The 13495-nt window shown below is 68.9% G+C and carries 12 protein-coding genes and 1 pseudogene; 1 reads left to right on the top strand and 12 read right to left on the bottom strand.

Going from position 1 to position 13495, the window contains the following annotated elements; genetic code table 11:
• The 10 genes and pseudogenes from C665_RS06100 to C665_RS06145 form a co-directional block, all read right to left on the bottom strand.
• Positions 1-416 (bottom strand): annotated as a pseudogene (locus tag C665_RS06100) (CoA-binding protein); the annotation flags it as partial.
• Positions 417-466: 50 nt separating this feature from the next.
• Positions 467-1786: a phenylacetate--CoA ligase PaaK gene (gene paaK, locus C665_RS06105; protein WP_004303010.1), complete on the bottom strand. Its 1320-nt coding sequence runs from the start codon at positions 1784-1786 to the stop codon at positions 467-469.
• Positions 1776-3131 carry an NADH-dependent phenylglyoxylate dehydrogenase subunit beta gene (padI, locus tag C665_RS06110; protein ID WP_004303011.1) on the bottom strand — a complete coding sequence of 452 codons (1356 nt, stop codon included), beginning with the start codon at positions 3129-3131 and terminating at the stop codon, positions 1776-1778. Before padI ends, paaK begins: the two co-directional genes overlap by 11 nt.
• Before the next feature lie 10 nt (positions 3132-3141).
• Complete coding sequence (gene padH / locus C665_RS06115; RefSeq protein ID WP_004303012.1) at positions 3142-4398, bottom strand: NADH-dependent phenylglyoxylate dehydrogenase subunit epsilon; 1257 nt, start codon at positions 4396-4398, stop codon at positions 3142-3144.
• A gap of 24 nt (positions 4399-4422) precedes the next feature.
• Complete coding sequence (padG, locus tag C665_RS06120) at positions 4423-5679, bottom strand: NADH-dependent phenylglyoxylate dehydrogenase subunit alpha (RefSeq protein ID WP_004303013.1); 1257 nt, start codon at positions 5677-5679, stop codon at positions 4423-4425.
• Positions 5676-5978, bottom strand: coding sequence for an NADH-dependent phenylglyoxylate dehydrogenase subunit delta (gene padF, locus C665_RS06125; RefSeq protein WP_004303014.1), 303 nt, complete (start codon positions 5976-5978; stop codon positions 5676-5678). Before padF ends, padG begins: the two co-directional genes overlap by 4 nt.
• Complete coding sequence (gene padE / locus C665_RS06130) at positions 5975-6547, bottom strand: NADH-dependent phenylglyoxylate dehydrogenase subunit gamma (RefSeq protein WP_004303015.1); 573 nt, start codon at positions 6545-6547, stop codon at positions 5975-5977. The genes padF and padE overlap by 4 nt, the downstream gene beginning before the upstream one ends.
• A gap of 65 nt (positions 6548-6612) precedes the next feature.
• Positions 6613-7494, bottom strand: a complete 882-nt coding sequence (locus tag C665_RS06135; RefSeq protein WP_004303016.1) for a DmsC/YnfH family molybdoenzyme membrane anchor subunit — start codon at positions 7492-7494, stop codon at positions 6613-6615.
• Positions 7491-8141 (bottom strand): 4Fe-4S dicluster domain-containing protein, encoded by a 651-nt coding sequence (locus C665_RS06140; RefSeq protein WP_004303017.1) that lies wholly within the window; start codon positions 8139-8141, stop codon positions 7491-7493. Before C665_RS06140 ends, C665_RS06135 begins: the two co-directional genes overlap by 4 nt.
• Positions 8138-10879 carry a molybdopterin-dependent oxidoreductase gene (locus C665_RS06145; protein WP_004303018.1) on the bottom strand — a complete coding sequence of 914 codons (2742 nt, stop codon included), beginning with the start codon at positions 10877-10879 and terminating at the stop codon, positions 8138-8140. The genes C665_RS06140 and C665_RS06145 overlap by 4 nt, the downstream gene beginning before the upstream one ends.
• Before the next feature lie 345 nt (positions 10880-11224).
• On the opposite strand from C665_RS06145, the gene C665_RS06150 reads away from it, so the two are divergent.
• A complete protein-coding gene (locus tag C665_RS06150) occupies positions 11225-11878 on the top strand; it encodes a CBS and ACT domain-containing protein (RefSeq protein ID WP_004303019.1) in 654 nt (217 codons plus the stop codon).
• Positions 11879-12117: 239 nt separating this feature from the next.
• On the opposite strand, the gene C665_RS06155 is transcribed toward C665_RS06150, so the two are convergent.
• Both C665_RS06155 and C665_RS06160 read right to left on the bottom strand, forming a co-directional pair.
• Positions 12118-12657 (bottom strand): ferritin-like domain-containing protein, encoded by a 540-nt coding sequence (locus C665_RS06155; RefSeq protein WP_004303020.1) that lies wholly within the window; start codon positions 12655-12657, stop codon positions 12118-12120.
• Complete coding sequence (locus C665_RS06160; RefSeq protein ID WP_004303021.1) at positions 12654-13493, bottom strand: 2-oxoacid:ferredoxin oxidoreductase subunit beta; 840 nt, start codon at positions 13491-13493, stop codon at positions 12654-12656. The genes C665_RS06155 and C665_RS06160 overlap by 4 nt, the downstream gene beginning before the upstream one ends.
• Positions 13494-13495: the final 2 nt, after the last annotated feature.

Genomic DNA, 13495 nt, shown 5'->3' on the forward strand with positions numbered 1-13495 from the left:
AAGAGGCGGGCGAGCGCCGCGTCCGGGGGCTGCACGCCGCGACGGGCGGCGAGGGCGGTGATGCGCTGCCAGGCGATCGTGCGACGGAAACGCTCGAGGAAGTCCTCGCCGTCGGTGAGCTCGACCGCGGCATGCACTGCCGCGCGGTCGCGCGCGAAGTTGGCGGGGTCGAGCGCGCCGTCGAGGCCGCCGGCGCCGGCGCTGAGCACCAGGCCGAACTCGCGCGTGGCATGGACGCGGATCGACAGTTCGATCGCGTCCGCTGGCGCGGTCGTGGTGTGCAGGTCTGCGGCGGCGAGCAGGCGGGCGAGCTCGTCGGCGTCCAGCGTCGCGCGCCCGGTTGCGAGGGCCGTGCGGTAGTGCTGCGCGGCCTCCCCTGCTGCGCGGCTGGCGGCATGGCTTCGGACTTCGGTCATCGGGTGTCTCCGTGTCTGTTCTTGTGGGGTGATGCGTTCCCGACGCGCCCTCAGGCGGTGCTGGTTGCGGCGTTGCGGCGGTCGATCACGCGCTTTGCCTTGCCGACCTGGGTGCGCTCGATGCTGTCGGGGTCGAGGATCTCGATCTCGGCGCTGATGCCGACGAAGCTCTTGATCGCGTGCCGGACCTCCTCGCCGATCTGGCGGCGCAGGCCCTGGCCGATGCCGTCGGCGAGCTCGGGGCGCAACTCGGCGCGGACGGTGAGCTGGTCGAGGTGACCCTCGCGGGTGAGCACGAGCTGGTAGTGGCCGCACAGCTTGTCGTGGCGCAGCAGCACCTCCTCGATCTGGGTCGGGAAGACGTTGACGCCGCGGATGATCAGCATGTCGTCGCTGCGCCCGGTGATCTTGTCGATGCGGCGCATCGCGCAGCCGCTGCCGGGCAGCAGGCGGGTGAGATCGCGGGTGCGGTAGCGGATCACCGGCATCGCTTCCTTGGTGAGCGAGGTGAACACCAGCTCGCCACGCTCGCCGTCGGGCAGCACCTCGCCGGTGACCGGGTCGATGATTTCGGGATAGAAGTGGTCTTCCCAGATGTGCGGGCCGTCCTTGTGACCGACGAACTCGCAGGCCACCCCCGGGCCCATCACTTCGGACAGGCCATACACGTCGATCGCGTCGATGCCCAGCACGCGCTCGATCTCGGCGCGCATCTGGTTGGTCCACGGCTCGGCGCCGAACATGCCCAGCCGCAGCGTGGTCGCCGAGGGGTCGAGCCCCATGCGCTGCATCGTGTCGGCCAGTGTCAGCATGTAGGACGGCGTGGCCATGATCACCGTGGGGCGGAACTCCTGGATGAGCTGGATCTGCTTCTCGGTGTTGCCGCCGCCCATCGGGATCACCGTGGCGCCGAGCGCCTCGCCACCGTAGTGGGCGCCGAGGCCGCCGGTGAAGAGGCCGTAGCCGTAGGAGTTGAGGATGATGTCCTCGCAGCTCGCGCCGGCGACGCGCAGCGAGCGCGCCATGACCGCGGCCCAGCGCTCGATGTCGCCCTTGGTGTAGCCGACCACGGTGGGGCGGCCGGTGGTGCCGGACGAGGCATGCACGCGCACGATCTTGGCCATCGGCACCGCGAAGAGGCCGTAGGGATAGTTGTCGCGCAGGTCCTGCTTGGCGGTGAAGGGGAACCTCGCCAGGTCGGCTAGGCCGCGCAGGTCGGATGGCCGCACGCCGGCGGCCTCGAAGGCGTGCCGGTAGTGCGGCACGTTGTCCCAGGCGTGCTGCAGCGACCAGCGCATGCGCTCGAGCTGCAGCGCCTGCAGCTCGGCGCGGCTCATCTGCTCCGGGGGGGACGGCTTCTCATTGCTCATCGGCCTGCTCCGCGATCTTGCGCACGAAGCGCAGGTTCTCGGCCACCTTGTTCTGGATGTGCTCGACCTGCTCCGGGCTGAGGTGGCGGAAGCGCCCCATGGCCTTGAGGTAGTCGGCCACCGGCAGCGGCTTGTCCACCGGGCGGGTGAAGTGCAGCCCGGCCTCGGGGGTGTATTCCCACAGGGTGACGAAGTTCGACTCCACCGCCTTGCGCGCGACCTCGATGTTGAGCGCGCTCTGGAAGCGCCAGCCGGTGGTGCAGGGCGAATACACGTGCAGGTAGGCGAAGCCCCGCTCGGAGGCGGCGAGGGCCTTGTCGAGCTTCTCGTAGAGGTCCTCCATGTACGCGGTCGACGCGGTGGCGACGTATTCGCAGCGGTGGTTCACCATGATCATCGGCAGGTTCTTGGCGTCTTGCGTCTTGCCGCGGCCATGTGCGCCGATCGGGGTGGTCGAGGTCCATGCGCCGTAGGGCGTGCAGCTCGAGCGCTGCATGCCGGTGTTCATGTAGCCCTCGTTGTCGACCACCATGAAGAGGATGCGCTCGCCGCGCTCGGCCGCGCCCGAGAGCGACTGGAAGCCGACGTCCGAGGCGCCGCCGTCGCCGGCGATCGCCATCGCGGTGACCTTGCGGCCGACGCGCTCGTACTGGCGCTTGACCCCGGCGAGCATCGACGCGGTGTTGGTGAGCAGCGGGTGGAAGACCGGGACCTTGGTGCCGGTGGTGCCGTTGAAGCCCACCGAGCCCATGCCGGGCACGCAGCCCGGCGGGGTGGCGAGCACGGTGTCGGGGCCGACGCGGCGCAGCGCGTGGCGCATCAGCAGCTCGGTGTTGCAGCCCTGGCAGCCTGCCAGGCCGGGTGCGAACAGGTCTTCCCAGCTGCCGACCTCGTTGTAGATGCGCGCGGTGGTGATGTGGCGCAGCGCGCCGGTGGGGCAGGCGGGCACGCAGGCCGGCTTGCCCTCGCAGGTGTCGCACTTGCTGACACGGCCGCTGTGCTCGTCGAGGGCGATGCCGGCGTAGGTGCAGCCGATGGTGCACAGCAGGCAGTCGACGCACTTCGAGGCGTCCCAGTCGATCACGCCGGTGGTGCCGTTCTTGCCGAGCGCGCCCGCCGGGCACACGGTGACGCACTTGGGATCGGCGCACTGGCGGCACAGCGCGAGCTCGAACTCGCCCGGGCGGGGCGGCTCGATGCGGGCGCCGCCGCTGCGCACGATCTGGATCAGCGAGCGCGTGGTGTCGGTGGAGTCGAACTTGACGCTCGCGCACGCCGTCATGCATTTGCCGCAGCCGTCGCACTTGGCGGGGTCGAAGGCGATGGTGGAGTAGGCTTGTCCCATGATCTTCCCCTTAGCGCCAGAGCTGCGACATGAGCTCGCGGCCGGTGGCGAGCGGCTGCGCGAAGAAGCGTTCGCGCAGCGGTCCGAGATCGGTGCGGCGCAGGATGAGCTGGGCCATCACGCCGGCATCGAAGAATTCATTCACCCCGAAGATGCCGGTCAGGCGCTCGTCGCGGTCGAACACCGCGCGCAGGTAGCGCCCGCTCGCGGCGTCGAAGCGCACCTGCGCGCGCCCGCCCTCGGGGACCGCGGCGCTGCCCACCGAGATCGCGTGGCGGCCGAAGAAGTGGTAGGTGTTGAGCGGCAGACCGCCCGCGTAGGGCTTGAGCCCGGGATCTTCCGCCATCGCCATGCCGGCGATGCGGCCCTGGAGCGTGGCGTCGGGCAGGATCGCGTTCATCACCGGCGTGCCGGTGAAGAAGCCGCGCGCCTGCGCACAGTCGCCGGCGGACCAGACGTCCTCTGCGCTCGTGCGCATGGTGTCGTCGACCAGGATGCCGCGCTCGGTGGCGATGCCGCTGCCGTCGAGATAACCGAGCTCGGGGCGCACGCCGACCGCGACCAGCAGCAGGTCGGTGGGGATGGTGTCGCCGTTGTCGAGCTTCAGGGTGGCGCCGTCGGCGCTCGGCTCGAGGCCGACGACGCGGTGGCCGGTGCGGATCTTCGCGCCGTTGCCGAGGAAGGCCTGCTCGATCATGCCGGCGGCGACCTCGTCGAAGTAGCCGGAGGTGAGCTGCTTGCTCATCTCGACGATGGTGACGCTGGCCCCGGCCTTGACCAGGTTTTCGGCGGCGTGCATGCCGACCAGGCCGGCACCGAGCACGACCGCGTTCTTCGACGCGGCCATCGCCGCACGCAGCCGGGTGGCGTCGTCGAGCGTGCGCAGCACGTGGTAGTCGACGCGCTCGATGCCGGGGATGGGCGGCACGATCGGGCTGGCGCCGGTGGCGAGGAGCAGCTTGCGGTAGCCGATGGTGCTGCCGTCGGCCAGGCGCGCCTGATGCGCCGCGGGGTCGAGGCCGGCGAGCGCGCAGCCGCTGCGGTAATCGACCTTGTTCGCGGTGAAGAAGTCGTCGTCGCGCAGGAACACGCGTTCGGGCGTCGAGCGCCCCGAGACCACGTAGGGCAGCACGGTGGGCGAGTAGGGGCGGTGCGGATCACGGGTGACGACGGTGATGCTGCCGTCGCCGTCGTGCATGCGGATCGCGTTGATGGCCTCGAGCGCGGCGTGGCTGCTGCCGGCGATCAGGTAGTCGGTGGTGTGCATGGCGGTTTCCTCGGTCCTTGGCGCTCAGTCTTTGGCGTTGAGCCACACCGGCTCGTCGGAGGGCGCTCGCTCGAGCAGGGCGCGGGTCTCGTCGATGACGCGGTGGAAGGTGGTGACGGTGAGGTCGGCGCCGGCCAGGCCGCCGATGAAGCTTTGCGCCGGCACCTGGCGGCCGAGGCGGTAGAGCACGCCGAGGGTTTCCTGGAACATCGGGCCGCAGTTCCAGCGGAAATTGACCGAGCGGTCGACCACGCCGAGCGCACGCACGCCGCGCAACGCGTGCTGCAGCGCCTCGACCGGGAAGGGGCTGAAGGTCTTGATCTTGATGAGGCCCACCTTCTCGCCGGCCGCGCGGGCCTCGTCGACCGCGTCCTTGGCGGCGCCGGTCATGCTGCCCAGGGTCATGATTGCGTACTCGGCGTCGTCGAGCCGGTATTCCTCGACCAGCGGTGCGAAGCGGTGGGCTTCGCCGAAGCGGCGCGCCCAGTCCTCGTGCATCTCGGTGATCACGTGCAGTGCGTTCTTCATGCCGGCGCACTGGCCGCGGCGGTAGCGCACGAAGGTCTCCGGACCGTTGCCGCCCGAGCCGCCGGTGAGCGGGTCGACCGCCATCGGACGCAGCGGGTCGAGGGCGACGTGCCAGTTGACGTCCTTGTGTCCCATGAAGTCGTCCACCTCGGCCTGATCGGGCATCTCGATGCGCGAGGTGCCATAGGAGAGGTAGTTGCCGTCGAGGCAGACGTTCACCGGCAGCATCACGTCGTGATGCTCGGCGAGGCGGAAGGCCATCACCGTGGTGTCGAGGACTTCCTGGACGGTCTCGCAGTACATCTGGATCCAGCCCGCCTCGCGCACCGTCATCGCGTCCTGGTGGCCACCCCACACCGACTGCGGGGTGATGCCGTCGCGGGTGACGATGGTCATCACCAGCGGCAGGCGCATGCCCGAGGTGCGGAAGTAGGGCTCGAACATGAAGGCGAGGCCGGGGCCGCAGGTCGCGGTGTAGGTGCGTGCGCCGGCGAGCGCGCCGCCCTGCAGCACCGACAGCACCGAATGCTCGCCCTCGGCATCGACGATGTCGGCGTCCATCCTGCCGTCGGCGATGAGCTTGGCGAGCTTCTCGACCAGCGAGGTTTGCGGCGTGATCGGGTACACCGCGACCATGTCGGGGCGGGCGAGCGCGACGCCGAGCGCGGCGGCCTCATTGCCCTCGCACAGCATCAGCTGCGGTGCCGGGCGCTTTTCGGTGGTGGGAGCGGTGTCGAGCGTGGTGGTGTTCATTGCGCCTCCGGAATCATGGTGATCGCCCGCTGCGGGCATTCGTGCGCGCAAATGCCGCAGCCCTTGCAGGTCTTCATGTCGAAGTCGAACCAGGCGGCGTGCTCCTCGACGCACTGCACCGGACAGTAGAGCCAGCACACCGCGCACTTGACGCACTTGTCGCGATCGACGACCGGGCGGAAGCTGCGCCAGTCGCCCGGCAACATCGGACTCTGCTCGGTGGCGACCGGACAGAGGTCGTCGGGAACCCCGGCCTCCTTGAGGTGCCAGGCCGGGTAGTGTTGGTGGCGTTCGCTCATGCTGTGATCCTCCGTTCGAGGGTGTGCACGGTCGTTTCCGCATAGCCGCGCTCGAGGGCGTCGAGGTTCTGCCGCAGGCCGGCGTCGCGGAAATCGGATTGCTCGATCACCTTCTTCAGCGCCTCGAGCGAGACCTGGCCGGTGCTGCGCGCGAAGGCGCCGAGCATCAGGGTGTTGGTGATCGGGCGGCCGAAGATCTCGGTGGCGATGCGCACCGCGTCGCACAGGCCGACGGTGCCGACGCTGTCGGGCACGTCGATCTCGGCGAGCGGGCGCGAGGTCGCCTGCACCAGGGTGCCGCCGGGCTTGAGGCCGGCGAAGATGTTCACGGTGCGGGCGAGCGCGGGATCGACGCAGACGATGCAGTCGGGTGCGTAGATGTTGGTGAGCTGGCGGATCGGCTGTTCGCTCGCGCGGATGAAGGACACCACCGGCGCGCCGCGGCGCTCGAAGCCGAAGGCGGGAATGGAGACGGCGTACTTGCCGTCGAACACGAGTGCGGTCGCGAGCAGCTGGGCCGCAAGCACCGCGCCCTGCCCGCCACGACCATGGATCCTGACCTCGTACATGCGCTTTGCTCCTGATTTCGGCGGCGGTCCGGCATGGTCCGCCGCCCCGGGGTGGAGGGAGGGGTTCAGTTCCAGCCCGGCTTGACGCCGGGGTGCGAATAGCCGGGGGTGCGCGCGGGAACGTGCTGCAGCGCGAAACCCTGGGTGTAGGCGATGCGGGTGATGAGCGCGAGCTTGAACAGCCAGCCGCTGGCGGCGACCGCGATGCCCGCGAGCGCGAGCAGTGCGGTGCCGAAGCTGCCGCCGGCGAAGAGCGCGATCAGCAGCACCGCCGCCGGCAGGGTGTGGCCGAGGAGGAGGAAGTGGCGATCGTTCTCGCGCAGCGCGCGCAGCGTCTTCAGGGGGGCGTTGTTCGGGCGGGCGAGATGGGCGGCGTAGCGCCGCGACAGCCAGAAGCGCAGCACGACCAGCACCAGCAGCGGGAAGGCGAACTCGGCGCCGGGCGAGCGGATGAGCAGCGGCGAGAGCAGCGCGAGCATGCCCGCGCCTTCGGCGAGCCCGGTGACCACGATCAGCGGCAGCAGCGCCGGCTCGCGCCAGGCCGGGATGCCGCGCGCGGCCTGCAGGATGCGCGCCTGGCAGTACAGGAAGACCAGGCCGGTCAGGGCGGCGAGCCAGGCGAAGAACAACCAGCCGCTGAGCAGCGCGATGAGGCCGCACAGGAAGAGCGGGCCGGCGACGATCGCCTCGCGGGTCATCCACGAGGTGCGCGCGTGGAAGAAGACGTTGAGCGCGCGCAGCGGACGACCGATCTCCATCCACACGCAGAACAGGCCGGCGCCGATGAAGGCGAGCGCGAGGAAGAGCGGCAGGCCGATCGCGGTGCCGTGGCCGCTGGCCGCGATCGCGCTCCACAGCAGCAGTCCGGCGCCGGTGCCGCCGCCGATGAAGTTGCCCGCGGCACGTTCGTCCCAGAAGGGCTGCAGTTCGGGTTCGACGCCTCTCATTGCTTTTTCTCCCAGAGATAGAAGAAGCCGGGGCCGGTGCCGAGCTCCTCGTGCATGCGGAAATGCTCGTTCTCGCGCAGCAGGCGCGAGGCCTTGCTGTCGGGGTCGTCGATGTCGCCGAAGGTGAGCGCGCTGGCGATGCAGGCGTTGGCGCAGGCCGGGGTGGCGTCGGGATCGACGCCGGGCACGAGGCCGTGGGCGTGGCCGTAGTCGATGCGGTCGGAGCAGAAGGTGCACTTGGTGGCCACGCCGATGCGCGCCGGGTCGGTACGCTTCACCTCGTTGGCCATCTTGCCCTCGCCATAGGCGGGGGTGTCGCGGGTGACCTTGTAGCGTGCGTTGTACGGACAGGCGACCGAACAGTAGGCACAGCCGATGCACAGGTCGTAGTCGATGGTGACCAGACCGTCGGCGCGCTTCTTGGTGGCGGTGGTGGGGCACACCGTCTCGCACGGCGGCTCGTCGCAGTGCTGGCATCCCACCGGGACGAAGCTGCGGGTGACGTCGGGGAATTCGCCCGCCTCGACGTCGAGCACCCAGCGCCATTGCACGCCCGGCGGGGTGGCGTTGGTGTGCTTGCAGGCGGCGGTGCAGGTCTGGCAGCCGACGCAGCGGCGCAGGTCGACCACCATGGCGTAGCGGGTCATTGGGCACCTCCGATGCGCTTGATCGACACCGGCACGATGTCGGCGGCCGAACCGGTGGCGTCGGTCAGGTCCATCAGCATCGGCACCAGGGCGTTCATGCTGGGGACGTCGAAGTCCTTCGCGTAGGGCGTGATCCAGTGGTCGAACTGACCCACCATCAGCAGGGTGTCGGGGCGGATGCCCTGGCGCAGCACGACGCGACCGCGGGTCTCGCGCAGCGGCGAGCGCACCTCGACGAGGTCGCCGTCCTCGATGCCGAGCTTGCGTGCGGCCGTCGGGTTCATGATCACGCCGCGGTGGCCCTTCACGTTGGCGGCCACCTCGCGCACCATCTGCAGGCTGACGTTGCCGCCCCAGGAGTACTGCATGCTGCGCGCGGTGAGCAGCCAGAACGGGAAGTCCTCGTCGCGCCCGCCCAGGTTGGAGATCACCGCGTGCTTGATGAGGTGGGAGAAGTCGTGGAACTCGGGCAGCGGGCGGTATTCGGTGAGCTGGCGGTCCCACCAGTCGATGCCGGATTCGTGCAGGCGGCGGCCGAGTTCCTCGCCGATGCGGTAGATGCGCTCCTGGTAGGGCATCTCGAAGCGCAGCCCCTGGTCGACCAGGTGGGGATAGAGATACCACTGCAGGCGCGGATACTTGATGGTGCGGAAGCCGTGCTCCTTCCACCACTCCAGCCCGTGGTCCTCGGCGCCTTCGGTGAGCTCGGCGCTGGCCGCGCGGCAGCTCGCGTCCCAGATCTCCTCGACCCCGTAGGCGTGGTCGGGCTGCAGCGAGAAATCGTAGTTCGGCCCCTTCAGCGGCACGCCTGCGGCGCCGCGGTTGATCGCCTTGTTGTACGGCTCGAGGATGCCCGCGCGGCGGGCCAGTTCGGTGCTGATCCAGGTGAAGTCGCGGGTGTCGCCCTGCGTCGGCACGACCGGTTGGCGCAGCGCGAAGCCCTGGTGGTCCCAGAACTGCTCGACGTACTTGGTGCCACCGATGCGCAGCATCTGCAGGCCTTCGAGGTCGGTGCAGTCGGGCAGCAGGATGTCGGCGAAGTGGTTGGTCTCGTCGCGGGTGTAGGTGAAGGCGACCACGAAGGGGAACTTCGCCACCGCCTCGGCGACCTGGGGCGTGTCCCAGAACGAGATCACCGGGTTGGTGCGGTAGAAGAACCAGACGTCGGGCTGGGTGGGCTCGGGGAAGCTCTCGAAGCCGTGACGCTGCTGCATCCAGGCCAGGTGGGTGGGGCCGAGCGCGGCGCTCCACGCCGAGTTGGCCACCAGCGGCACCAGGGTGCGGTTGGCGTTGCGGATCTGCGGGCGCGAGATCCAGTTTTCCTTGTCGGTCGGGTTGAACGGATAGTCCATGAACCCGTCGACGCCCGGCTTGGCGCTGCTCTGGCGGTCGTTGGCTGGGCGGTTCAGGCGCACCGCGGTGCCGATGGTGCCGCCGGGCACGTCGAGCGCGCCGACCAGGCAGGCCATCAGCGTGCGCGCCCAGCAGCAGTCGTAGCCGCCCCAGCCGTTATTCACCGTCTTGCCGAGCGTGACCGCCACCGGGCGATAGGGCAGGGTGCGGCCCTCGATCTCGATCGTCGCGCCGATCTCGGCATGGTCGAGGTATTCGTTGGCGATGCGGCGGATGGTCGCCGCCGGTACGTCGCAGATGCCCTGCGCCCACTCCGGGGTGAAGGTGCGCTCGTGGTCGAGCAGCTTGCCGAAGGCACTGCGCACCGGCGCGGCCTCATGGGTGACGAGTTCCTGGTCGGGCAGCACCTCGAGGCCGGAGGCGAGGAAGTCGCCGTCGAGCGCGGGATCGATGCCGGGGGTGTCGAAGACGACGGCCTTGCCGGACTTGAGGTCCCACACCAGCGGCTTGCGGGTGTCGGGATCGCGCAGGTAGAAGCCATTGGGCGCCACCAGGTAGGGCGACGCCGTCATGTGCTTGAGGAAATCGATGTCCAGCCGCGAGCGTGCGTTCTCGAACAGCATCACGTGGATCATCGCGTGCATGCAGGCGGCGTCGGTCTTGGGCTTGATCGGCAGCCACTCGGCGGAGCAACCGCCGGTGACCGACAGGTGCGGCTCGACCTGCACGCGCTTGACGCCCTGCTCGACGCGTGCGGCGGCGTGGCGCCAAACGCCGCATACGCCGCCCGAGGCCTCGATGTTGCTGCCGAAGGACAGGATGTACTTGCTGCGCGGCGTGTCCGGACAGACGATGAAGGCGCGATGCCAGAGCTCGCCGTAGAGGTGCTCGGAGTGGTAGCACTTGACGCCCTGGCCGCTGCCGAAGCTCATGTCCACCGGGCCCCAGGCCGCCAGCAGGGCGGGGAAGGTGCCCATGTAGGCGGTGGGCGTGCCGCCGCCGCCGAAGCTCGCCGCCACGCGCGGGTAGCCCGAGGCGTCGAGCAGGCCGGTCTCGCGGATGCCGCGCAGCTTGGCGGCGATGGTGTCGAGCGCCTCATCCCAGGAGATGGGCACGAAACGCGGGTCCTCGTGGCGCCCCTTCTTCGGGTTGGTGCGCTTCATCGGCTGCAGGACGCGGTTCGGGTTGTAGGTCTTCTGCACGAGGCCGAAGGCCTTCACGCAGACCCGGCCCGCGGCCGGATGCACGTCCTCGGCGTCGAAGTTCGGCTCGACGGCGGTCGCCACGCCGTCCTCGACCTTCACCTTGAGCAGGTCCGGCCCCGCCACGCACTGGTAACAGTAGGTGGCGACCTTGGTTGTGCCCTGTGGGCTGCTGACGGTCATCAGGTGTCTCCTCCGGTGGTGTGCGGGCGAGGCTGAGGCCGCCCGCTCCCCCTTCTTGGCTTATGGGATGAATCCTAGAACTTATGACTGACCGGTCGGTTGATATTTGTCAAACAGTAACGTTGACGTGAACGTAATTTTTTTGTGTAGAGTTAACGTTAGCGTTAACTATAGGCGCTGCTTGGGGATGTGGGTTTCCGATAAACTGCGTTCCAGCCGCAGATCCGGCGACCGCATGCGCGCTGGTCCGTGTCCGGCCGGGGCCGCGTCGCGTGCCCGCTATTCCTCTTGTGCTGTCTCGAACCCGCTGTTTACCGCTGTTTCTTCTTCCAACTGGAGTGACCCATGTTCGTCGAAAACATCATGACCCGGGAGGTGCTGCACGTCGGTCCGGAGGCCTCTTTCTCGCAGGTCTCCGAGATCATGCGGCTCAAGAAGGTGCGCCACGTGCCGGTGATCGACCAGGATCGCAAGGTGCTGGGCATCATCTCGCATCGCGACGTGCAGCGCGCCCAGCCGTCCATGATCACGACGCTCGACGTCGGCGAGGTGAAGTACCTGCTGTCCAAGATCACCGCGGCGGACATCATGCACAAGTCGGTGGTGAGCTGCTCGCCACGCACGCAGATCGAGGAGGCCGCGCGCATGATGCGGCCCAAGAAGCTGGGCTGCCTCGTCGTGGTGGACGACGCCGGGCGCCTGGTGGGCATCGTCACCAGCGTGGACCTGCTCGATTTCTTCCTCGACATCACCGGCTGCTGGGTCGAGGGTGCGACGCGGATCACCGTGAAGTTGCAGGATCGCGCCGGCCAGCTCGCCGCGCTGCTCGCCTCGGTCAATGCGCAGGGCGGCTACATCGTCTCGGTGGTGTCGCCGCGCACGCCGCAGTCCGAGGGCTTGCGCACCGCGACCATCCGCTTCGAGGCCAAGGATGCCGGCGCGGTCGTGCAGGGCCTGCGCGAGGCGGGCTACGAGCTGAGCGTCGATCAGACGGCGTGAGATGTGAGGCGTCAGGCCTGGGGGGGTGAAGACCTCTCGGCCTGGCGCCTCGTCACATCCGGTCGCAGTGTCGTCGGTCGACGGCGGACGGGCGCGGCTCGAGATCCTTCGCTCGGGATTTCCCTTCATCCTCTCCGCAGGCATCTTTCGCCCGACCTCCAAAAGCCGATGCGCGCGCTGGTCTCCCAGCGCGCGCATCGCTCCTGGCGCCTCATGTCTGGCGCCTTACCCCTTGCTCCTCAACCCTGCAGCAAGGGCGGATCGGGGTCCTCGTTCCAGCCCTTGGGCGGGGGCTGGAAGCGGGCGAGCCAGCCTTCGAGCAGGGTGACGTGCTCGCGCTCGGTCTCGCACAGTTCGGCGGCGAGCTTGCGGATGTCCTCGCGCTCGGACTGGGCGACCAGGCGGTCGTAGAAGTCCACCCCGCGGCGCTCGGCCTCGAGCGCCATCGCGATCGCCTGGTAGGGATGCATCATGTAGTGCAGGCCTTCCGCCGACACCGACGGCGCCTCCGGGCTCTCGGGGGCTTCCCAGGAGTATTCCCACGGTGCGATGTGGGGCAGGGTGTGTCCCTCGCTGATGTCGTTGACGTTGTCGACGTGCAGCTTCTCGATCTCGGCCAGCTTGCGGAAGAGCACGGCGACGTCGCGGTTGTTGTGGGTCTCCATCTGGTCGGCGAGTGCCTCGTAGCGCTCGACCGCCTCGACTTCCATCGCCAGCGCATGGGCCAGCAGGTGCTCCACCGAGTGGATGCCGGTTTCCTGCGGATCGGGTTTGCTCATAACACGAACTCCTTCTCGAGATCTGCAACTGAATCGACGCTCGCCGGCTGCCCGGGCTGGAAGGGCTTGCGGCTGCCGCGGAAGAGCACGCCGACGTTGAAGCCATCGTCGGACATCAGGCGGCGCGCGGCGCGCGCGGGGTCGTCGGTCGGGTCGACCGCGGCGGGATGCACCATGTCCTTCCAGTCGCGCTGCTCGGGACGGAAGGTGACGCAGGGGCTGAGCAGCTGCACGAAGGAGAAGCCGGGATGGCGGATCGCCTCGGTGATGAGCTTCGCGGTGCCGTTCTGGTCGCCGGAGAAGCCGCGGGCGATGAAGTTCGCGCCCGCGGCGAGTGCGATCACCAGCGGGTGGAAGGGGTTGATGCCGGTGCCCTGCGGGGTGAGCTTGCTCTTCTCCCAGTCGGGCGCGGTGGTCGGCGAGGCCTGGCCCTTGGTCATGCCGTAGACCTCGTTGTCCATGACGATGTAGGTCATGTCGACGTTGCGCCGGCAGGCGTGCATGAAGTGGTTGCCGCCGATCGAGAAGCCGTCGCCGTCGCCGCCGGAGGCGATCACGGTGAGCTCGGGGCGGGATACCTTGATGCCGGTGGCGATCGGCAGGGCGCGGCCATGCACGCCGTGGAAGCCGAACACGTTGGTGTAGGCGGGCAGGCGCGAGGAGCAGCCGATGCCGGAAACGAGGGCGACGCGCTCGGGCGGGATCGACAGCTCGGCGAGCGCCTTGGTGATCGAGCCGAGCACCGAGTAATCGCCGCAGCCCGGACACCAGACGGGCTTGACCTCGGACTTGTAGTCGCGCGCGGAGTAGCTCGGGCAGGTGGATGTGGCTTCCATGT

It is taken from the genome of Thauera aminoaromatica S2, from assembly GCF_000310185.1.
GTDB lineage: Bacteria > Pseudomonadota > Gammaproteobacteria > Burkholderiales > Rhodocyclaceae > Thauera > Thauera aminoaromatica.